This is a genomic window from Variovorax sp. 38R (assembly GCF_014843395.1).
GTDB classification, from domain to species: Bacteria; Pseudomonadota; Gammaproteobacteria; order Burkholderiales; family Burkholderiaceae_C; genus Variovorax; species Variovorax paradoxus_H.
The window spans coordinates 4358322-4379507 of record NZ_CP062121.1 but is presented as its reverse complement, the minus strand read 5'-3'; the positions used below and the strand labels follow the sequence as shown (position 1 = coordinate 4379507).

At 69.4% G+C, this 21186-nt stretch carries 19 protein-coding genes; 5 read left to right on the top strand and 14 right to left on the bottom strand.

Going from position 1 to position 21186, the window contains the following annotated elements:
* Nucleotides 1-4: 4 nt before the first annotated feature.
* Both IG196_RS20175 and IG196_RS20170 read left to right on the top strand, forming a co-directional pair.
* Nucleotides 5-907: a bile acid:sodium symporter family protein gene (locus tag IG196_RS20175; protein ID WP_101489673.1), complete on the top strand. Its 903-nt coding sequence runs from the start codon at nucleotides 5-7 to the stop codon at nucleotides 905-907.
* On the top strand, nucleotides 904-1902 hold the full coding sequence (locus IG196_RS20170; protein WP_192192713.1) for an SDR family oxidoreductase: 999 nt from the start codon (nucleotides 904-906) through the stop codon (nucleotides 1900-1902). The genes IG196_RS20175 and IG196_RS20170 overlap by 4 nt, the downstream gene beginning before the upstream one ends.
* Here the strand turns inward: IG196_RS20170 and IG196_RS20165 are convergent.
* Complete coding sequence (locus IG196_RS20165) at nucleotides 1889-2800, bottom strand: LysR family transcriptional regulator (protein ID WP_192192711.1); 912 nt, start codon at nucleotides 2798-2800, stop codon at nucleotides 1889-1891. The genes IG196_RS20170 and IG196_RS20165 overlap by 14 nt on opposite strands.
* A gap of 101 nt (nucleotides 2801-2901) precedes the next feature.
* On the opposite strand from IG196_RS20165, the gene IG196_RS20160 reads away from it, so the two are divergent.
* Nucleotides 2902-3657 (top strand): sulfite exporter TauE/SafE family protein, encoded by a 756-nt coding sequence (locus tag IG196_RS20160; protein WP_192192709.1) that lies wholly within the window; start codon nucleotides 2902-2904, stop codon nucleotides 3655-3657.
* Between the two features lie 4 nt (nucleotides 3658-3661).
* On the opposite strand, the gene IG196_RS20155 is transcribed toward IG196_RS20160, so the two are convergent.
* The 12 genes from IG196_RS20155 to nirB all read right to left on the bottom strand — a co-directional run bounded on the left by IG196_RS20155 (nucleotide 3662) and on the right by nirB (nucleotide 16552).
* Complete coding sequence (locus tag IG196_RS20155; protein WP_225616743.1) at nucleotides 3662-4153, bottom strand: NUDIX domain-containing protein; 492 nt, start codon at nucleotides 4151-4153, stop codon at nucleotides 3662-3664.
* A 13-nt stretch (nucleotides 4154-4166) separates the two neighbouring features.
* Nucleotides 4167-4616: a GatB/YqeY domain-containing protein gene (locus IG196_RS20150; RefSeq protein WP_101489676.1), complete on the bottom strand. Its 450-nt coding sequence runs from the start codon at nucleotides 4614-4616 to the stop codon at nucleotides 4167-4169.
* 110 nt (nucleotides 4617-4726) lie between these two features.
* A complete protein-coding gene (gene rpsU, locus IG196_RS20145) occupies nucleotides 4727-4939 on the bottom strand; it encodes a 30S ribosomal protein S21 (protein ID WP_007833691.1) in 213 nt (70 codons plus the stop codon).
* Between the two features lie 110 nt (nucleotides 4940-5049).
* Complete coding sequence (locus IG196_RS20140; RefSeq protein WP_192192707.1) at nucleotides 5050-6261, bottom strand: NAD(P)/FAD-dependent oxidoreductase; 1212 nt, start codon at nucleotides 6259-6261, stop codon at nucleotides 5050-5052.
* Nucleotides 6258-7043: a YaeF family permuted papain-like enzyme gene (locus tag IG196_RS20135; RefSeq protein ID WP_225616742.1), complete on the bottom strand. Its 786-nt coding sequence runs from the start codon at nucleotides 7041-7043 to the stop codon at nucleotides 6258-6260. The genes IG196_RS20140 and IG196_RS20135 overlap by 4 nt, the downstream gene beginning before the upstream one ends.
* Before the next feature lie 2 nt (nucleotides 7044-7045).
* Entirely contained in the window at nucleotides 7046-8170 is a 1125-nt protein-coding gene (locus IG196_RS20130; RefSeq protein ID WP_101489679.1) for a sterol desaturase family protein, read from the bottom strand.
* 91 nt (nucleotides 8171-8261) lie between these two features.
* Nucleotides 8262-9065 (bottom strand): uroporphyrinogen-III C-methyltransferase, encoded by an 804-nt coding sequence (gene cobA, locus IG196_RS20125; RefSeq protein WP_192192704.1) that lies wholly within the window; start codon nucleotides 9063-9065, stop codon nucleotides 8262-8264.
* On the bottom strand, nucleotides 9062-9967 hold the full coding sequence (ybiB, locus tag IG196_RS20120) for a DNA-binding protein YbiB (RefSeq protein ID WP_101489681.1): 906 nt from the start codon (nucleotides 9965-9967) through the stop codon (nucleotides 9062-9064). The genes cobA and ybiB overlap by 4 nt, the downstream gene beginning before the upstream one ends.
* A 47-nt stretch (nucleotides 9968-10014) precedes the next feature.
* Nucleotides 10015-12813 (bottom strand): nitrate reductase, encoded by a 2799-nt coding sequence (locus tag IG196_RS20115; RefSeq protein ID WP_192197096.1) that lies wholly within the window; start codon nucleotides 12811-12813, stop codon nucleotides 10015-10017.
* A 75-nt stretch (nucleotides 12814-12888) separates the two neighbouring features.
* Complete coding sequence (gene nirD / locus IG196_RS20110) at nucleotides 12889-13284, bottom strand: nitrite reductase small subunit NirD (protein ID WP_192192702.1); 396 nt, start codon at nucleotides 13282-13284, stop codon at nucleotides 12889-12891.
* A gap of 33 nt (nucleotides 13285-13317) precedes the next feature.
* Nucleotides 13318-14106, bottom strand: coding sequence for a type IV pili methyl-accepting chemotaxis transducer N-terminal domain-containing protein (locus tag IG196_RS20105; RefSeq protein WP_225616741.1), 789 nt, complete (start codon nucleotides 14104-14106; stop codon nucleotides 13318-13320).
* A gap of 13 nt (nucleotides 14107-14119) precedes the next feature.
* Entirely contained in the window at nucleotides 14120-16552 is a 2433-nt protein-coding gene (gene nirB / locus IG196_RS20100) for a nitrite reductase large subunit NirB (RefSeq protein ID WP_192192700.1), read from the bottom strand.
* Nucleotides 16553-16616: 64 nt separating this feature from the next.
* On the opposite strand from nirB, the gene IG196_RS20095 reads away from it, so the two are divergent.
* The gene (locus tag IG196_RS20095; RefSeq protein WP_192192699.1) at nucleotides 16617-18335 is read left to right on the top strand and encodes a bifunctional protein-serine/threonine kinase/phosphatase; all 1719 of its coding nucleotides are present in this window, start codon (nucleotides 16617-16619) and stop codon (nucleotides 18333-18335) included.
* Between the two features lie 20 nt (nucleotides 18336-18355).
* Here IG196_RS20095 and IG196_RS20090 read toward each other — a convergent pair whose 3' ends face one another.
* Nucleotides 18356-19618: an MFS transporter gene (locus IG196_RS20090; protein ID WP_192192697.1), complete on the bottom strand. Its 1263-nt coding sequence runs from the start codon at nucleotides 19616-19618 to the stop codon at nucleotides 18356-18358.
* A 260-nt stretch (nucleotides 19619-19878) separates the two neighbouring features.
* Between IG196_RS20090 and IG196_RS20085 the strand changes: the two genes are divergently transcribed.
* Nucleotides 19879-21171, top strand: coding sequence for a type IV pili methyl-accepting chemotaxis transducer N-terminal domain-containing protein (locus tag IG196_RS20085; RefSeq protein WP_225616740.1), 1293 nt, complete (start codon nucleotides 19879-19881; stop codon nucleotides 21169-21171).
* The last annotated feature ends 15 nt before the right edge of the window (nucleotides 21172-21186 follow it).

Below are 21186 nucleotides of genomic sequence, written 5' to 3'. Positions count from 1 at the left end.
CCGCATGCTGCCTGTCGACGAGATCCGCCTGCACTTCAACCCGGCCTCGCTGGTGCTGCTCAACGTGGTGCTGGGCTTCCTGATGTTCGGCATTGCGCTGGACACGCGCATCGACGACTTCAAGCGCGTGGCGCGCATGCCCGGCGCGATGGCGGTGGGCATCGGCGCGCAGTTCGTGGTGCTGCCGGCCGTGACCTTCGTGCTCACGCTGATCCTGCAGCCGGGCCCGAGCATCGCGCTGGGCATGATCCTCGTGGCCTGCTGCCCGCCGGGCAACATCTCGCAGATCCTCACGCACCGCGCGGGCGGCAACGTGGCGCTGTCGGTGTCGATGACGGCGATCTCGAACGCGCTCTCCATCGTGGTGATGCCGCTGAACTTCGCGTTCTGGGGTGGCCTGCATCCCACGGCCTCGGTGCTGCTCAAGACCATCGCGCTCGACCCGCTCGACATGCTGGGCCACATCGTGATGATCATCGGCATTCCCTTCGTGCTGGGCGTGGCCTGCGCGCACCAGCTGCCCAGGTTCACGGCGCGTATCAAGAAGCCGGCGCGCATCCTGAGCTTCCTGGCGCTGATCGCTTTCATCGTCGGCGCCATCGCGGGCAACTGGCGCTACTTTCTCGACTACGTGGGACTGGTGCTGCTGGCGGTCGTCATTCACGACGCGCTGGCCTTCGGGACCGGCTACCTCTGCGCGCGGCTCTCGGGGCTGGGCGACTACGACCGGCGCGCGGTATCCATCGAAGTGGGCATCCGCAATGCGGGGCTCGGGCTGGTGCTGATCTTCAGCTTCTTCGGCGGGCTCGGCGGCATGGCGGTGGTGGCCGGCGTGTGGGGCTTTTGGGACATCATCGCGGGCCTGGCGCTGGCGAGCTGGTGGGGGCGCAAGCCTGCGACGCCATGAGCGAAGTGTGGAAGGCGCACGCGCAGCGCGTGCTGGTCACCGGCGGTGATGGTTTTCTCGGGCGCAGTGTGCTCGCCGCATTGGCCGCGCAAGGCACGTTCGAAACCCTGGTGGCACTCGACGTGCGCGAGGTGCCCGCCGCGCGGCGACTGCCCGGCGTGGTCTACCTGCAGCAGGACGTGCGCGACGACGGCATCGCCGACGTGCTCGCCGCGCACGCGATCGACACGGTGGTGCACCTCGCGTCGATCGTCACGCCCGGCAAGGACTCGAACCGCGCCTTCGAGCATTCGGTGGACGTGGGCGGCACGCGCAACGTGCTCGAAGCCTGCGTGGCGCGCGGCGTGGGCCACATCGTGGTGTCGTCGAGCGGCGCGGCCTACGGCTACCACGCGGACAACCCGGCCTGGATCACCGAGTCGCAGCCGCTGCGCGGCAACCCGGTGTTCGCCTATGCCGACCACAAGCGGCAGGTGGAAGAGATGCTGGCCGACTGTCGCACGCAACATCCCGCGCTGGCGCAGACGGTGCTGCGCATCGGCACCATCCTCGGCGAGCGCGTCGACAACCAGATCACCGCGCTGTTCGAGAAGAAACGGCTGATCGCCATCCGCGGCAGCGACAGCCCTTTCGTGTTCGTGTGGGACGAAGACGTGACCGGCGCCATCGCCCATGCGCTCGGCGGCGCACCGTCCGGTTGCTACAACCTCGCGGGCGACGGTGCGCTCACGATCCACGAGATTGCCGCGCGCCTGGGCAAGCGCGCCATCGCCTGGCCGGCCGGCGTGCTGCAGGCGGCGCTGGCCGCGGGCTCGGCATTGGGCGTGAGCCGCTACGGGCCCGAGCAGCTCGACTTTCTGCGCTACCGGCCGGTGCTGCTGAACACCGCGCTGAAGACCCAGTTCGGATACGTGCCGCGCAAGACCAGCAGCGAGGCCTTCGAGGCTTTCGTTGCGGCGCGCGCGCAGCAGGGGCGGCCGGTCACTTCCGCGTAGCGTCCGTCGGCGGCGGTGGCGCGATGAGGTAGTCGAGCATGCGCCGCGCATTGAGCGGCAGGTCTTCCGATGAGCGCACGCAGGCCATCAGCGTGCGCTCGGCCCACGGGTCGGCGAGCGAGGCGCGCGCGATCTTCATCGAACGGGCGCAGCGCTCGGCCGCGGTCTGCGGCACGATGCCCACGCCGATGCCGTACTCGACCATGCGGCACACGGCCTCGAAGTTGCGCACGCGCACGCGGTAGGCCAGGTGCCTGGCGAGTGCGCGCGCATGCCCGGTGATCAGCTGTTGCAGCGCGCTGTCGGCGGGCAGGCCGACGAACTCGCTGTCGACCACCTCGGCCAGGTGCACGCGGCGCCGGCCGGCCAGCGCGTGGCCGCGCGGCATCACGAGCACGAGGTCGTCGCGGCGGAAGGGGTGGCATTCGAGGCCGTCGCTCTCGATGGCGTCGGAGACGATGCCGATGTCGCACAGGCCGCTGCGCAGGGCTTCCACGGTGTCGGGGCTGGCGCGCTCCTCGAGGTCGACCGAGATGCGCGGATGCTCGGCGAGGAAGCGGCTCAGCACCTCGGGCAGGTGCTCGGTGAGCGCCGAGGTGCCGCACATGAAGCGCACGTGGCCCTTGAGGCCCTGGCCGTATTCGCCGAGTTCACCGCGCAACCGTTCCATCTGCTGCAGCACGACGCGCGCATGGTGCAGCAGCGTGCGGCCGGCCTCGGTGGGGCGCACGCCCTGCGCGTGGCGGGTGAGCAGCGGCGTGCCGAGCGCGTCTTCCATGCCGCGCACACGCTGGCTGGCCGAGGCCAGCGTCATGTGCGAGCGGCCGGCGCCGGCCGTGAGGCTGCCGGCTTCGACGACGTGGAGAAAGAGCCGCAGGTCGGTCAGATCGAATCGCATGGTGAGCCGCAAGGTAGCACGCCAGCCTCAGCCTGTGCCTGAGGCTGGCTGCGCGAAAGCCGCATTTCCAGCCCCAGCGCCGGTCGGCAGACTCCGCGGCGATGACGATGTTCAACGATTCGATGGGCCTGTGGGCGGCGGCTGCCGCGGTGTTCCTGCTGGCCGGCCTGATCAAGGGCGTGATCGGCCTCGGGCTGCCGACCGTGGCGATGGCGTTGCTCGCGCTGTGGATGTCGCCCGCGCAGGCGGCGGCGTTGTTGATCGTGCCGTCGCTGGTCACCAACCTCTGGCAGACCGGACCGCGCGCCAGCTTCGGCGCGGTGTTCCGCCGCATCGGTCGCATGCAGGCCGGCGTCGTGGTGGGCACGCTCGCCGGGGCGTGGTGGCTGGGCGTACCGGCCGGGGCCTGGGCCTCGCTGGCGCTCGGCGTGGCGCTGGTGATCTATGCGCTGTGGGGGCTGACGGGGCGGCAGCTGCACGTGAGCGACGCACAGGCGCGCTGGCTGGGGCCCATGGTGGGCGCTGCGACGGGTTTGGTGACGGCCGTGACCGGCGTGTTCGCGGTGCCGGCCGTGCCGTACCTTCAAGCGCTCGGTTTCCAGCGCGATGGGCTGATCCAGGCGATGGGCATCTCGTTCACCACCTCGACCGTGGTGCTGGCGCTGGGGCTGGCGGCGAACGGGAGCTACCCGGCGGCGGTGCTGGGCGGGTCGGTCGCGATGCTGGTGCCGGCCGTCGGCGGCATGGTGCTGGGCACCTGGCTGCGGCAGCGGCTGCCGGTGGCCGTGTTCCGGCGCTGCTTTCTGATCGGGCTGGCGCTGCTGGGGGCGTACATGGCGCTGCGCGCCGTCATGTGATCGGTCAGCCGGCGGCGAGCAAGGCTTCGCGCACGCGCTCGATGGTCTGGCGGTAGGGCAGGGCGAAGTCTTCGATGGCCGCGTCCGCCTCGAGCCAGTAGAACGAGAACACCAGGCCTTCTTCTTCAGGGCTGCCCGTGGCCATGTGCTCGAAGGTCTCGGGCAGGTCGCGTGGGTCGCGCATCAGGAAGATGTGCCAGCGCTGCGGATGGCGGTGCGTGTTGCCTTCGACACCGGCCTCGCATTCGCGCTCCAGCGTGCCCAGCGACTCCAGCCGGCCGGCGAACACCAGGCCCGATTCTTCGAGCAGCTCGCGCCGCACGGCCGCCTCGGGCGACTCGCCGGGCTCGATGGTGCCCTTGGGCAGCTGCATGTTGCCGTCTTCGGGGTGACGGAACACCAGCAGCCGGCCCCGCGCATCGACCAGGCAGGCGCAGGCCTTCGGGATCATCGCGACGGGCGCGGCGCCGAGCGGGCTGCTGCTGCCGTTCTTCATGGCGGTGGCCGCCTCAGGCGCCCGTGAGGGCAGCCTTGACCGCGGCGCTGACCTGGCCCATGTCGGCCTTGCCGGCCAGGCGCGTCTTGACCACGCCCATCACCTTGCCCATGTCGCCGGGGCCGGCCGCGCCGAGTTCGGCCACGATGGCCTTCACCGCGGTGGCGACTTCGTCGGCGCTCATGCGCTGGGGCTGGTACACCTCGAGCACCTTGATCTCGGCGGCTTCCTTGTCGGCCAGGTCGATGCGACCGCCGGTGGTGAACGCGGCGATCGAGTCCTTGCGCTGCTTGACCATCTTGTCGACGATGGCGATGACCATGGCGTCGTCGAGCTCCACGCGCTCGTCGACTTCTTTCTGCTTCAGGGCCGCGAGCAGCAGGCGGATGGTGCCCAGGCGTTCCGAATCCTTGGCGCGCATCGCCGTCTTCATGTCTTCGGTGATTTGTTCTTTGAGAGTCATTCTTCGCAACCTTTCGGAAAAAACAAAAGCCGCGGCAGGTTTCCCTGGCGCGGCTGGTGCAACGGGGCGCTGGCGGAGACTTTCGTCGGGCCAGCTGCCCTGGGCGTTGCTTAGTACAGCTTCTTGGGGAGCTGCATGCTGCGCACGCGCTTGTAGTGGCGCTTGACCGCAGCTGCCTTCTTGCGCTTGCGCTCGGCCGTCGGCTTCTCGTAGAACTCGCGGGCGCGCAGGTCGGTCAGCAGGCCGAGCTTTTCGATGGTGCGCTTGAAGCGGCGCAGGGCGACGTCGAAGGGCTCGTTTTCTTTAACGCGAATGGTGGTCATTGATGAATCGTTGAACTGAAGTTGGCTCGGGGAGATCGAGGCCCAAAGCCGGGGTTCCTCAACTGAAATCTTTGGTGGCCGTTGAGGGAAGGCCGGAAGTTAGCCCGAAATTATAGCGCGGTTGCGCAGGCATGGGCACTGGCCCACGCCCACTGGAAGTTGTATCCGCCCAACCAGCCCGTCACATCGACCACTTCGCCGATGAAATACAGGCCCGGCTGCTTCGATTCCATGGTTTGCGACGACAGATCGCGGGTGTCGACGCCGCCCGCCGTCACCTCGGCCTTCTTGTAGCCCTCGGTGCCGCTGGGCGTGATCTGCCAGCGGGCGATGCGCTCCGACAGCACCGTCAGCGCCTTGTCGGTCGCTTCGTTGACCGGGCGCTGCAGGGCCGGGTCTTCGCCCACCCAGGCGTCGGCCAGCCGCGAGGGCACCAGCGCGGCCAGTTCGTTGGCGATGCGTTTCTTGGAGCGCAGCTTGGCATCGGCCAGCGATTCGGCCACGTCCACGCCGGGCGCGAAGTCCAGCGTCAGCGGGGCGCCGGGCTTCCAGTAGCTCGAAATCTGCAGCACCGCCGGGCCCGACAGGCCGCGGTGGGTGAACAGCAGGTCTTCCAGGAAGGCCATCTTGTCCTTCTTGCCGCCGGTCTCGATGCGCACTGGCAGCGCCAGCCCGGCCAGGCTGGCGTAGGGCGCCCAGGCGTCGCCGCCGAAGGTCAGTGGCACCAGCGCCGGGCGCGGCGTGACCAGGCGCAGGCCGAACTGCTCGGCGAGCCGGTAGCCGAAGTCGCTTGCACCAATCTGGGGAATCGACAGGCCGCCGGTCGCCACCACGAGCTTGGGCGTGTCGATCGGGCCGCGCGTGCTACTGATTTGGTAGCGGCCGTCGATGAAAGAGATGTCGCCCAGCTTGCACGGCTGCCAGCGTTCGACGTTGCCGGTGGCGCATTCGGCCAGCAGCATGTCGACGATCTGCTGCGAGGAGCCGTCGCAGAACAGCTGGCCCTTGTGCTTCTCGTGGTACGCGATGCCGTGGCGCTGCACCATGTCGATGAACTGCTGCGGCGCGTAGCGCGACAGCGCCGAGCGGCAGAAATTCGGGTTGTCGCCGACGAAATGGCGCTGCGGGGCGCGCACGTCGAGGTCGCGGTTGGTGAAGTTGGCGCGGCCGCCGCCCGAGATGCGGATCTTTTCGCCGACCTTCTCGCTGTGGTCGACCAGCAGCACGCGCAGCCCGCGCTGGCCCGCCAGCGCGGCACACAAGAGACCGGCTGCGCCGGCACCGACGACAACGACGTCAAAGGAAGAAGAAGGAGAGCTCAAGTGGGTCCGTCCGCCGCCAGCACCGGCGGTGGGTTGTATTTGAGGTGGCCCACGTAGCGCAGCGGCTGCGTGGCGGCAATCGAGGGCACGTCGCCCTCGCGCATGTGGAGCAGGTCGGCCGGGCTCACCCAGCGCGGGTCGGCGTCGGTGATCGGCGCGCCGGCCTGGCGGTAGGCCTCCAGCACGAACTGCGAGCAGAAGAACTGGTCGTTGCGGCTGGCGCCGAGCTGCACCATCGCCATGCCGGTGATGCAGTACGAGCTGACGGCCGAAGGAATCAGCGGCAGCTCGCACAACCGGCGGTTCAGCACGAAGGGCGCGTTCAGCAGCACGCCGGCCGTGTTGTAGCGGGTGCCGACCTTGGAGTTCGCCCAGTCGCGCATCTTCTCGACGTGGGCCGACTCGAGGCCGGGCACGCGAAAGGCCACGACCATCTGTTCTTCGTCGACCACGTCGGCCAGTCGGCGCGCGCGCACGCCGGTGCCCACGGCCTCGGCGATGAGCCCGTCGCCCAGGTACAGCACGGCATGGCTCACCGGCGAGAAGGTGCCCAGTCGGATGCCGAACGAATTCACCGTGGCGATCGAGGTCAGCAGGATGTCGCCGGGCTCCAGCACCTCGGCGCCGATGAGTTCGCCGCCGTTGCCGGGGGCGATCACCGAGCTCTGCACGCGCAGGCGCAGGCCCGAGGTTTCGGAAGGCATCTCGATGCGCGTGGCGCAGGCCGAGAGCAGCAGTGGCAGCGCGGCCGCGAGCGCGGCAGCGCGAAGAAGGGAGGCCATGGTCATCCCTTCCAGATGAAAGGGAACTTCAGCTGCTTGAAGAAGCCGTTGGGTACGTAGTCGCCCAGCACGCCGTACTTCTCGGGCCAGAGCTTGGTGGTCTTCACGGCCGTGCCGAAGAGGTAGTCGAGGAAGGCGTAGTGCGCCGCGTAGTTCTTGTCGAGCGCTTCCTGGTCCTGGCTGTGGTGCCAGTGGTGGAAGTTGGGCGTCACGATGAGGTAGCGCAGCGGCCCCAGCCGCACGCTCACGTTGCAGTGGTTGAACACCGCCTGGAAGCCGACCACCACGATGTAGGCGTCGATCACGTCCTTGCTGAAGCCCAGCACGTAGATGGGCGCCAGCACCAGCGTGCGCGTGATCAGCAATTCGAGGATGTGCTGGCGCGAGCCCGCCATCCAGTCCATGCTCTTCACGCTGTGGTGCACGGCGTGCAGGCGCCACAGCACCGGCACCTCGTGGTACGCGCGGTGCGTCCAGTACTGCACGAGGTCGGCCACCAGAATGATCAGCAAGATGCCGGCCCAGAACGGCAGGTTGCCTACCCAGCCGCGGATGCCGTCGTTGGCGGCCCAGCCGAAGAGCTTGTGCACCATGAGGTTGGTGGCCAGCAGCACGAAGCCCACGATCATGTGGTTCACCACGAAGTGATGGAAATCGGTCTGCCACTCTTCGCGGAACACGGGCTGGTCTTTGCGCAGCGCAAAGAGCTTCTCGATGAAGATGAAGATCAGCGACGAGCCCAGCAGGTCGAGGATGAACCAGTCCAGCCCGATGTACGGCGTGTGGTCGGCGAAGTCGTGCACCGGCACCTTGTGCCCGCCGAGCAGGGCCGACACCACCACCAGCAGGAACGCGGCCGACGACAGCCAGCGCGAGCGGTTGAAGATGATGTTGACCAGCGAGAGCCCGCCCGCAATGACCAGCGCCGTCAGCAGAATGACGCGCATCACGTCGACGTTGTAGCTCTTGCGCAGCTCGGGCGTTGTGAGGTACTGCGGAAAGTGGAAGGCCAGCACGCCCAGAAAGCACAGGGCGGCGAGGCTGAAGGCAATGGTGCCCGTGACCAGCCCGCGCCCGCGGCGCAGCTCGCCGTGGCTTTCGGTGAATTCGTTGAGTTTGTCGAGCATCCCTGCCTCTTCCTTCTTGTTCGTTGGATCGGGCGGGATTTTAGGCGTCGCTCAGGGCGGCGCCATGGCCGTTTTCGGCCGAGGTCGGTACCTATGTACCGAAGCGGCCGGCATCCGCCGGCAGCGCGGCTGCGGCCAGCCCCCGCAGCACATCGCCCACCACGATCACCGCCGGGCTGGCCAGCCCGGCATCGGCGATGCGGGCCTGCAGGCCCTGCAGCGTGGTCACGAGGTGGCGTTGCTGCGGCAGGCTCGCGTGCTGCACCACGGCCACGGGCGTGTCGCCGGGCAGGCCGTGCAGCAGTTCGCGCTCGATGTGGCCGGCGCCCGAGACGCCCATGTAGATCACCAGCGTGAGGCGGGCGTTGTGCGCCGTGGCGGCCAGCGCGCGCCAGTCGGTCGGGTCTTCGGCCGCACCGGCGCCGGTCTTGGCGTGGCCGGTGACGAACACCACGCCCTGTGCGTGGTCGCGGTGGGTGAGCGGCACGCCCAGCGAGGTCACTGCGGCCAGGCCGGCGGTGATGCCGTTGACCACCGCGCATTCGATGCCGGCTTCGCGCAAGTGCTCGACCTCTTCGCCGCCGCGCCCGAAGATGAACGGGTCGCCGCCCTTGAGGCGGACCACGGTCTCGCCCTCGCGCACGGCCGTGATCATGAGCCGCTCGATGAAGGCCTGCGGCGTGCTCTTGCAGCCGCCGCGCTTGCCCACGTGCACGATGCGCGCGCCGGGCCGGGCATAGGCCTGGAGCACGGCGTCGTTCACGAGGTCGTCGACCAGCAGCACCGTGGCGGCCTGGATCGCCTTGACGGCCTTGACGGTCAGCAGTTCAGGGTCGCCGGGGCCGGCGCCCACCAGCGTGCAGCGGCCGGTGATGAGGGGAAGTGCGTGGTTCATGCGTGGGAGGCCAGTTCGGTGATGTGCCTGACTTGCGTCGCGATGGCTTCGGGCACGGGAAGCTCGCCGGCCAGCACGCGCCGCGTGTACTCGGCCGTGGTGGCGACGTCGATTTCTTTCGGCAGGCCGGGCACGTCGGCGGCGGTGCCGGCGGCCTGGGCCTGGAGTTCGCTGCGCACGCCGCGCACGAAGCCGTCGATCTGTGCGGTGCGGCGCGGGTCGGACACCACCTCGCCTTCGAGGCCGCGCGAGAGCAGGGCGGTCATGCCCGTGAGCTCGAAGGTCTCGCCCATCGTGCGGGCGTATTCGGGGTGCGTGTAGCTGGCCACCACCACGCAGGGGCCGGTGGTCGGGCGCAGGAGCTTGACCACGCTGTGGCCGGGGTTGCGCAGGCCCACCACGCGGCGCACGTCGAGCAGGCGCTTGAGCGCGGGGTTCAGCAGCTCGGTCGGGGCAAAGCCCACCTGGCCGGCGGCGAGCGGGGTGAGCGTGGTCATCGGGGGCATGTCCAGGGCTGAAAGCACGTTCGATGCCAGTACGCGCGAGGTTTCGCTCGCGCTGCCGTGCACCAGCACCGCCAGGCCTTCGCGCGCCAGCAGCAGCGCCAGCAGCGGCGTGAGCACCGGCAGCTTGCGTGCGCCGTTGTAGCTGGGCAGCGCGATCAGCGGGCCGCCGCGGGTCGTCACGGGGTTCAGCCGTGCGTGCGTGGCGTCGAGAAAGCCCGCCATCTCCTCGGGCGTCTCGCCCTTGATGCGCATCGCAAGGCAGAAGCCGCCGATTTCCAGGTCGGTGACCGTGCCGTCGAGCACCTGGCCGAACAGGTCTGCGGCCTGCTCGCGCGTGAGCGGACGGGCGCCTCGCGCGCCGCGACCGATTTCCTTGATGTAGTGGCTGATTCCCATGGGTAGGCGGATTGTCCTGCAACGCTTATGCCGGAATGCGAGTCGGCTTATGCCCCCACGGCGAGTGCCTCCGCAGGCGTCACACGGATCATCCGTTTCAACTCCGGCACGCACGACCCGCAGTTCGTCCCGCATTTCAGCGCCCCCTGCAGCGCCGCCAGCCGCTCGTCGGCGCTGCCGGTGCAGCGCACCAGCTCGGCTTCGATGGCGCGGTCGGTCACGTTGAAGCAGGCGCACACCGGCTTGCCGCGCGACTGCACCGCCACCGGCGCGCGGGCGCCCGGCGACAGCAGCAGGCGACCGTAGCTCTGCGCGGGCAGTTCCTCGCGCAGCAGGGTAGCGATCCAGGCTTCGGCGCTGGTGTCGCCGCCCAGCAAAAAGGCTTCGAGCCCGGCGCTGCCGTCGGCACGGCGCACGAGCCGCGCGGCGCGGCGCTGGCCGCGGCGGTGGTCGGCGTAGCGCAGGGTGTCGGCGGTCTGCAGGCCGAGCAGGGCTTCGATTTTTTCGACCAGCGCGGCGTCGGGCGCGTCGTGCGCGGCGGCGCGAAAGAGCACGCCGCTGCGCTCTTCTTCGCCCGGCGCATTGCTTGCGAACGGCACGCAAGTGGCGAAGGGGAACAGCGCCATCAGCGGCTGCAGCGCGCGCTGCGCCGTGAGCGCGTCGCCGGCGGGCAGCCAGGCCATGGCCAGCAGCGACCACGGCAGCTCGGCCTTGAGGATCTTCACGGGCGTGTGCTTGAGCTCGGGCTGCTTCGAGGTCGGGCAGTAGGCCGGCGTGGTGAGCGCGTTGATGCCCGCGAGCCGCACGCCGGTCGACGAGCAGCCGCTCAGGTATTCCTCGCCCCAATGCATCGCGACGAAGGCCTGGCTCAGGCCGATCTCGGCGCTGGCGCGCGCCGGCAGCAGGATCGAACCGCGCTTGGACGTGAGATGCACCAGGTCGCCCTCGGCGATCTGGCGGCGCGCCATGTCCTGCGCGTTCATCTGCACCACGGGCTCGGCCACGTGGCCGAACAGCTTGCCAACCGTGCCGGTGCGGCTCATGCCGTGCCACTGGTCGCGCAGCCGGCCGGTGTTGAGCGAGAAGGGAAAGCGTGCCTCGCGGGCCTCGGCCACGGGTTTGTAGGGCGTGTCGACAAAGCGCGCGCGGCCGTCGGGCGTGGGGAACACGCCGTCTTCGTACAGGCGCACGCGGCCGGTGCTGTCGCCTTCCTTCAGCGGCCACTGCTGCGGGCCGGCGGTCTCGAGCATCGCGTAGCTCAGGCCGGTGATGTCGAGGTCGCGCCCGCGCGTCGATTCGCGGTGCTCGTTCCAGACCGATTCGGCGTTCTCGTACGGGAACAGCGTGAACGTGCGGCCCAGCTGCCGTTCGAGCCGGTGCGCGAAGGCCACGGCGATCGACCAGTCATTGCGTGCTTCGCCCGGTGCGGCCACGGCGGGGCGCACGCGCGAGATGCGGCGCTCGCTGTTGGTCACGGTGCCTTCCTTCTCGCCCCAGGTGGTGGCGGGCAGCAGCAGGTCGGCGAAGGCGCAGGTGGCGGTGGTGGCGAAGGCTTCCTGCACCACGACGAACTCGGCGCGTTCGAGCGCGCGGCGCACCGTGGCCTGGTCGGGCATCGACTGGGCGGGGTTGGTGCAGGCAATCCACAGCGCACGGATCTCGCCGTCGGCCGCGGCCTGGAACATCTCGACGGCCGTCTTGCCGGGCTTCTCGGGCACCGAAGGCACGCCCCACAGCGCGGCCACTTCGGCGCGGTGGTCCGGGTTGGCCAGGTCGCGGTGCGCGCTCAGCAGGTTGGCCAGGCCGCCCACTTCGCGCCCGCCCATCGCATTGGGCTGGCCGGTGAGCGAGAACGGGCCCGCGCCGGGCTTGCCGATCTGGCCCGTGGCCAGGTGCAGGTTGATGAGCGCAGCGTTCTTCGCCGTGCCGCTGGACGACTGGTTCAGGCCCTGGCAATACAGGCTCAGCGTGGCGGGCGAGGTGGCGAACATCCGCGCCGCCGCGAGCAGGTCGTCCTTCGGAATGCCGCAGATCTGCGCCACCGTGTCGGGTGTGCAGTCGCGCACCGTGGCCTTCAGTGCGTCGAAGCCGTTGGTGCGGGCCGCGATGTAAGCGGCATCGGTCCAGCCTTCCCACAGCATCAGGTGCAGCATGCCGTGAAACAGCATCACGTCGGTGCCGGGCTGGATCGGCAGGAACAGGTCGGCGATCTCGACCGTGTCGGTGCGGCGCGGGTCGGCCACGACGATCTTCAGCGCCGGGTTCGCGGCCTTCGCGTCCTCGATGCGGCGGAAAAGAATCGGGTGCGCCCACGCCGTGTTGCTGCCCACGATGAACAGGCACTCGGCATGCTTCAGGTCGTCGTAGCAGGCCGGCGGTGCGTCGGCGCCCAGCGTCTGCTTGTAGCCGGCGACCGCGCTGCTCATGCACAGGCGCGAGTTGGTGTCGATGTTGTTGGTGCCGACCAGGCCCTTGGCCAGCTTGTTGAAGACGTAGTAGTCCTCGGTGAGCAGCTGGCCCGACACGTAGAAGCCGACGGCGTCGGGGCCGTGGTCGCGGATCACCTGGGCGAACTTGCCGGCGGCGTGGTCGAGTGCGGCGTCCCAGCCGACGACCGCAGGCGCTTCGCCGCGCACCGCGCGCTGCATGGGCTGCAGCAAGCGCGTCTGGCGTGTGACGGTCGCGCTGGCCGTGAGGTGCAGGGTCGAGCCCTTGCTGCACAGGCGGCCGAAGTTGGCGGGATGGTCGGGGTCGCCGCGCACGCCGGTGATCTGGTCGCCCTGCGATTCGATGATGACGCCGCACCCGACGCCGCAGTACGGGCAGGTGGATTTCGTTTCCCGCATGACTCCCTCTCTCTGGGGGCTCGCGGCCTTGGCGATGGTGACGACGTTGTTCATGCGCACGCTGCTGCCCTCACCCTAGCCCTCTCCCAGAGGGAGAGGGGACAACACCTTCGGGCCGGCGACCGGGCGCTCCAGGTCGAGCGCATGCGTGGCCAGCTCGCCGGCATGGAGATGCACCACGCCGTCTTCCAGCTTCACCGCGAACTTCGGCGTGCAGCCTTCGTCGGGCGAGCGGGCGCAGCCGTCGTCCAGGCCGATGGCCCAGTTGTGCAGCGGGCAGGCCACGCTGGTGCCGAACACGATGCCCTGGCTCAGCGGGCCGCCCTTGTGCGGGCAGCGGTCGAGCAGTGCAAAGACCTGGTCCTCGGCATTACGGAACACGGCCACGTCCAGGCCGGCGAGCCGCATCACGCGGCGCGCGCCGAGCACGGGGATGTCGTCGAGGCGGCAGATGGCTTTCCAATCGCTCATGGGGGGCTCTCTTGTCTTGTGTTCGGGCGCGAATCAGGTCTTGATCTCGGCGTACAGGCCGGTCACGCGGTCCATGATCGCGAGCAGGTTCTCGCTGCTCACGAACACGTCGGACATCAGCGCGGGCGACGCACCCGCACCGTCCAGGCGCTGCAGGCCGCGGTTGAAGAACATCCATTGCGCGTCGGCCAGCACCAGTTCCTGGCGGATCTGCGCGGTGGCCTCGGGCGCGTTGCGCAGAAGCTCGAGCGCGGCCAGGAATTCGGTGCGTGCCTTGGCGATCTCGGCGGTGCTGCCGGCCGGGTCGATCTGCATCGCTGCGGCCAGGTAGCACTTGGCCATGCGCTGCGACAGCATGCGCTGGCGCCCCGCGATGTTGACAAGCCGGCCGACCGGCTTGCCCGAGGCGGCTTCGTACTGCGCCGTGCCTTGGTGGGCCAGCGCGAGCACGGCGGCGTCGAGCGCCACGACCCGCGCGGCGGCGTCCCGGCCGGGCGCTGCGTCGGCCAGCTCGGAGCGGAACGCGCGCCAGGCGCCGTCCAGGCCGTCGTAGGTGGCGCGCAGCGTTGGCGTCGGCGCAAAGGCCTTGAGCTCGCCGAGCTGCCGCTCGAACAGCGCCACCGAACGGTCGAGCACCTGCTGCGCGCTGCGCGGTTCCACCTTCTGCACCAGCGCCAGATAGGCCTTGCTCGCGCGCTGCGACAGCATGCGCTGGCGGCCGGCCTTGTTGATGGCGTCGTTGAGGTCGGCCACCTGTGCGCGGGCGCCCATCGGGGTGAGTGCGGCGAGGGCGGAAGAAGCAATGAAGAGTCGTCGTTTCAAGTGGGCTCTCCGATCACACGCTCAGCGGCGCAAACTGCCGCACGTCCACCGACGCCTGCGCCGATTCGAACCACGGGTCGGGCTCGCCGTCGAGCGCGAACTGCAGCCGCTCCCACAGCGCCTTGCGGCCTTCCACGTCCTCGAGGATCTTCTTCTTCACGTAGTCCAGCCCGACGCGGCCGATGTAGTGCACCGTGCGCTCCAGGTACCAGCCTTCCTCGCGGTACAGCTGCAGGAAGGCCCCGGCGTGTTCCATCACTTCCTCGGCGGTCTTCACCTTCACGAGAAACTGCGCCACCTCGGTCTTGATGCCGCCGTTGCCGCCCACGTAGAGCTCCCAGCCCGAGTCGACGCCGATCACGCCCACGTCCTTGATGCCGGCCTCGGCGCAGTTGCGCGGGCAGCCCGACACGGCCAGCTTGACCTTGTGCGGCGAGTACATGGCCCACAGCGCGCGCTCCAGGTCCTTGCCCATCTGCGTGGAATCTTGCGTGCCGAAGCGGCACCACTCGCTGCCCACGCAGGTCTTCACCGTGCGCAGCGACTTGGCATAGGCAAAGCCCGAGGGCATGCCGATGTCCTTCCACACGCCTTCGAGGTCTTCCTTCTTCACGCCCAGCAGGTCGATGCGCTGGCCGCCCGTGACCTTGACGGTCGGGATCTTGTACTTGTCGGCCGCGTCCGCAATGCGCCGCAGCTCGTCGGGCGTGGTGTGGCCGCCCCACATGCGCGGAATGACGGAGTAGGTGCCGTCCTTCTGGATGTTGGCGTGGCTGCGTTCGTTGATGAAGCGGCTCTGCGGATCGTCCTTCGCCTCTTTGGGCCAGGTACTGATCAGGTAGTAGTTGACGGCCGGCCGGCAGGTGGCGCAGCCGTTGGGCGTGCGCCAGCCCATGGCGCGGTACACGTCGTCGTGCGTGAGCCAGTGTTCCTTGCGGATCGCGTCGCGCACGTCCTGGTGGCTGGCTTCGGTGCAGCCGCAGATCGCCTTCTTCTTCGGTGTGGCCGAGTAGTCGCCGCCCGCGGTGAACATCAAAATCTGCTCGACGAGACCGGTGCACGAGCCGCAGCTGGCGCTGGCCTTGGTGTGCTTCTTCACCTCGTCGAGCGTGAACAGGCCTTTTTCCTTGATGGCCTTGCAGATGGTGCCCTTGTTCACGCCGTTGCAGCCGCACACCTCGGCGTCGTCGGGCATGCTCGCGGCCTTGCTGTGGCCTTCGTGGCCGGTGTCGCCGATGTTCGATTCGCCGAACATCAGCTTGTCGCGGATGTCGTGCACGCTGCGGCCGTCGCGCAGCAGCTTGAAGTACCAGCTGCCGTCCACCGTGTCGCCGTACAGGCAGGCGCCGATCAGCTTGTCGTCTTTCAGCACCAGCTTCTTGTAGACGCCGCCGAAGGGGTCGCTCATGACGATTTCTTCGGTGCCTTCGCCGCCCATGAACTCGCCGGCGCTGAACAGGTCAATGCCCGTCACCTTGAGCTTGGTGGACGTGAGCGACCCCAGGTAGCGACCGATGCCGAACAGCGCCAGGTGGTTGGCAGCGACCTTGGCCTGCTCGAACAGTGGCGCCACCAGGCCGTAGGCGATGCCGCGGTGCGCCGCGCATTCGCCCACCGAGTAGATGCGCGCGTCGGTCACGGTCTGCATGGTGTCGGTCACGACGATGCCGCGGTTGCAGTGCAGGCGCATCTTCTCGGCCAGTTCGACGTTGGGGCGGATGCCCACGGCCATCACGACCAGGTCGGCCGCGACTTCGGTGCCGTCCTTGAAGCGGATGGCTTTCACGCGGCCATCGTCGCCCCCGACCAGGTCTTGCGTCTGCGCGCCCATGAGGAACCTCAGGCCGCGGTCTTCGAGCGACTTCTGCAGCAGCTTGCCTGCGACGTCGTCGAGCTGGCGCTCCATGAGCCAGGGCATCACGTGCACCACCGTCACGGTCATGCCGCGCAGCATCAGGCCGTTGGCCGCTTCGAGGCCCAGCAGGCCGCCGCCGATGACCACTGCGTTCTTGTGCGTGCGCGCGGTCTCGATCATGTAGTCGGTGTCGGCGATGTCGCGGTAGGCGATCACGCCCTTCAGGTCCTTGCCGGGCACGGGCAGCATGAAGGGGTTGGAGCCGGTGCACATCAGCAGGCGGTCGTAGGGCGCCTCGGTGCCGTCTTCCGCGCGCACGATGCGGTTCACGCGGTCGACCTCGACCACTTTCTTGCCGGCGTGCAGCGTGATGTGGTTGTCCGAGTACCACTCCCAGCTGTTGAGCACGATCTCGTCGACCGTCTGCTCGCCCGCGAGCACGGGCGACAGCAGGATGCGGTTGTAGTTCGGATGCGGCTCGGCGCCGAAGACGGTGATGTCGTACAGGTCGGGTGCGATCTTCAGCAGCTCTTCGAGCGTGCGCACGCCGGCCATGCCGTTGCCGACCATCACGAGTTTCATTTTCTTCATGGGGCGGGACCTTTCAGGGAAATCAACCGAACGACGGCCCGCGGCGCGCGGTCAGAATCGCGCCATGAGCTTTGAAGTGGATATCGGCTACAGCAGCCAGCGCGGGCCGCGCGACGCGAACGAAGACTTCGCCGGCGCGGTGCATGCACCCGCCGGCGACGAAGCGCGCGGGCTCATCGCGGCCATTGCCGACGGTGTGTCCAGTGGCGGACGCGGCCGCGAAGCGGCGCAGACCACGGTGATGGGTTTGCTGGCCGACTACTTCGCCACGCCCGCGACCTGGGAGCCGACCGCCGCGCTCGACCGTTTGATCGGCGCGCAGAACGGCTGGCTGGCCGACCACAACCGGCGTCGACAAGGCAAGCAGGAGGGCGCCGGCACGGCGCTCACCACGCTCACCGCGCTGGTGCTGCACGGCCAGAGCTACACGCTCGCACATGTGGGCGACACGCGCGCCTGGCGCGTGCGCGCCGACGGCGAGCCCGCGCAGCTGCTCACGCAGGACCACGCCTTCGACCACCCCGACATGCGCAGCCGGCTCACGCGCGCCATCGGGCTGGACGACCAGGTGCGCGTCGACTACGTGCAGGGCGACGTGCGCGTGGGCGACTGCTTCGTGCTCAGCACCGACGGCGTGCACGGCGTGCTCAAGCCGCAGCAGGTGGCCGCGCTCGCGCTGCAGGGCGACGCCGAGGCCGCAAGCGAAGCGCTGGTGCAGGCGGCGCTCGACGCCGGCACGCGCGACAACGCGACCGCGCTGGTGATCCGTGTGGTGGGGCTCGACGCGCGTCAGCTCGACGACGAACTCGGCGACGGCCGCCGCCTCGCGCCGCCGCCCGTGCTCAAGGTGGGCGACGTGCTCGACGGCTACGTCGTCACCGCGCCCGTGGCCGACACGGGCGTGCACCTGCTGTACCAGGCGCGCCATCCGGTCACGCGCGAGCTGGTCGCGCTCAAGACCTTGCACCCCTCGCGCGCCAGCGACCCGCAGGAGCGCGCGATGCTGGCGCACGAAGCGTGGCTGGGGCAGCGCGTAGGCGAGGGCCGCGGGTTCGTGCGCGTGCACGAGCGCGCGCCGGACGCCAGTGCGCTCTACATCGTGTTCGACTGGCACGGCGGCCGCACGCTCGAGCAGATGCGCAAGGACGGCGCGCGCGGCACCGTGGCCGAGGTGGTCGCCGCGGCCATCGAGGTGAGCCGCGCACTCGGCCGGCTGCACCGCCATGGCGTGATCCACCGCGACATCAAGCCCGGCAACCTGCACCGGGGCGACGACGGCCGCTGGCGCATCCTCGACCTGGGCGTGGCGATCTCGGGCCGCGAGGGCGCGGCGCAGCGCGAGCTGCACGCGGGCACGCCGAGCTACATCAACCCCGAGCAGTGGGAAGAGGGGGGTGTGGCGGATGCGGGCAGCGACCTGTTCGCGCTCGGCGCCACGCTGTACCAGTGGCTGGGCGGGCACCTGCCCTACGGCGAGATCGAGCCCTACCAGGTGGCGCGCTACCGACGCGATCCGGTCGCGCTCTCGCGCCTGCGGCCCGACGTGCCCGTGTGGCTCGACCACCTCGTGCGCAAGGCCGTGGCCCGCGATCCGCGCGAACGCTTCGAGACCGCCGAGGAGATGCTGCTCGCGCTGGAGCGCGGCGCCTCGCGCCCCGTGAACGCGCCCGCCGCCACGCCGCTGATCCGCCGCGACCCGCTCGCGCTGTACCAGCTCGCGCTCGGCGTGTCGGTGCTGTTCAACGTGCTGCTCATTGTGTGGCTGCTTTTCCTGCCACGTTGAGCGGGGGCGGGCGAGCAGGGTCATGAGCGGGCGGCCTTGCGAACGGGCGAGGGCTTTGCTGCTGGGGCGGGTGTGACGCGCGCGCGCCCACCTTTTTCGGCCCAGGTGCGCGTCCAGCGGATCTGCATCACGCGCATCACGCCCAGCATCACGAGCGACAGCAGCGCGAAGAACACGAAGCCCCAGGCATAGCTGCCCAGGTACTGCTTCGACAGGCCCATGGCGTTGGGCACGAGGCCGCCGCCGAGGGCGCCGATCTCGCCGATCATCGAGCCGGCCACTGCGGTGCTCGCGGGCCAGCGCAGCGGCACCAGCTGGAACAGCGCGCCGTTGCCCGCGCCCAGCGCGGCGAAGCAGACGATCAGCAGCAGCGTGGTGAGCGCCAGCGAGCCCGACGAGAAACCCACGAGCACGAGGCCCACCGCCACCACCAGCAGCACCACCGTGAGCGTGTTCACGCCGCCCCAGCGGTCGGACAGCCAGCCGCCCACGATGCGCACCGCCGCGCCCATGAAGGCCGCAAGCATCGTCAGCTGGCCGGCCTGCACCTTGCTCACGCCGAACTGGTCGTAGTAGTACGAAGGCAAAAAGGTCGTGAGGCCGATGAAGCCGCCGAAGGTCACGCCGTAGATCAGGCTGAAGACCCAGCCGTCTTTTTCGAACAGGCAGGCGATGTGTTCACGGAAGCTCGAATGCGCGTTGACGTCCGGCGGCTCTTTCGCGAACACCACCATCACCACCATCGGAATCAGGATCGCGACCGCGGCCACGCCGTACACCGCCTGCCAGCCCAGCCACAGGGCGAGCGGCGGCGCCACCAGCACCGACACCGCCGTGCCCACGTTGCCCGCGCCCACGAGGCCCATGGCCAGGCCCTTGTGCTGCGGCGGAAACCAGCCCGAGCCCAGCGACAGCGCCACGCCGAAGCTCGCACCCGCGATGCCCAGCAGCACGCCCATGGCGAGCAGGTCGTTGAAGCTCTTCACGAAGAAGAAGCCGAACAGCATCGCCACGGCAATGAGGCCCATCTCGACCAGCGTGGCCTTCTTGCGGCCGATGTACTGCGAGAGCAGACCCAGCGGAAAGCGCATGAGCGCGCCCGCGATGATCGGCACCGACAGCATCAGGCCCTTCTGCGCGGGCGAGAGGTCGAAGGTCTCGCCGATGAAGGGAGCCATGGCGCCGTTGAGCACCCAGATGCAGCAGGAGAACGAGAAGTACAGGAAGGCCGCGAACAGGGTCGGACTGTGGCCTGACTGCAAGAAATTCCTGAAACCTGACATGGTGTTCAAACGTGCAAAAAGCCGCGGCGCGACCGGGAGGCGGCCGTGTCGACGGACAGGGGTGGAGTCGGGAGGCCGGCGGCGAACGCCGTCGGCATGGGGGTGGGCCCGGCCTGGAAACGGCCGGGGCGGATGCAGGAACCTGCAGCCTCACCAAAGCGGTGCTTCGTTACACCGTGCCCTGTTCGACGCAAGAGGCGTGCCTGCGAATGCAGGCTGGCGTGACCTATGCTTCCGGGGCCTTGCCACTCCTTGCCGCCATGTCCCTTCTCGTCGTCCTTTCCCCTGAACCCGCTGAAGGTGCGCCCTTGCCGGCGCTGCTGCAGCAGTCGATCGATGCCGCGGGCGTCGCGGGTGTCACGGTGCTGGGGCGTGCGGGCTGCCACACGCTGGTGCAGCGCACGCAGGCGCTTGCACCGTCGATGGTCCTGGTGCATCTGGATGAAACAGAACCGCAACTCGATGCGCTGCTCGAAGCGCTGGCCGCATGGCGCGGCGCACCGCCCTGCGCTTTGGGCGTGATGAGCGCGCCGCTGGACGGCGCGCAGCACGCGGCGCTCGTGGCCGCGGGCGTGCACGCGTGGGTACCCCACGAGGGCGTCGATGCGCTCGCCGCACTGACCGCACAGGCACAGGCCCGCTGGACGCGCGAGGCCGCGCTGCGCACTGAACTTGACGGCCTGCGCACGCGCATGGACGAGCGCAAGTGGGTCGACCGCGCCAAGGGCCTGCTGATGTCCGCGCGCGGCATCGGCGAAGACGAAGCCTTCGGCTTGCTGCGCGGCGCCGCGATGCACGCCAACCTGCGGCTGGGCGAGGTGTCGCGCTCGGTCATCGAGGCCGCGCAATGGGCCGAGGCGATCAACCGCGCGGGCCAGCTGCGCATGCTCTCGCAGCGGCTGGTACGCGTGGCGGCGCAGCTCGCGGCCGGCATCGACGCGCAGCGTGCGCGCGTGCTGCGCACGCAGTCGACCGAGCGGGTGCAGCAGACGCTGGATCATCTGGCGGCCCTCGAGCTGGGGCCGGCCGGCGTGCAGGCGCTCGGCGAGGTGCAGGCCGCGTGGAACGGGTTGGCGGCGTTGCTGGGCGCCAAGCCCGCGTCGACGGGGCTTGCTGCGATCGATGCGCGCGGTGAGGCCTTGCTGTTGGCGGCCGAGGCCCTGACGGATGCGCTGGAGGCCTCGGGTGCGCGGCGCGCGCTGCGCATCGTCAACATCTGCGGACGGCAGCGCATGCGCGCGCAGCGTCTCGCCAAGGACGCGCTGCTGGCCTCGACGCTCGCGGCCGGCGCTTCGCGTGACCGGCTGCTGCCGACCATGAATGAATTCGAAGCCGCACTGCTGGAGCTGGAGCGTGCGCCGCTCAGCTCGCCCGAGATCCGCGCCGGGCTGGTGAGCGCGCGCGACGAGTGGCTGCGCCTCGTCGGCGGCGTGCAGGCGCTCGACAGCCCCGAAGGGCGCGCCACGCTGGTGCGTTCCAGCGAGGCGCTCGTGGACACCTTCGAGCGCCTGACCGGGTGGTACGAGCACAGCCTGCAGGTCATCATGTCCTGACGCCGGTTGTGCCGC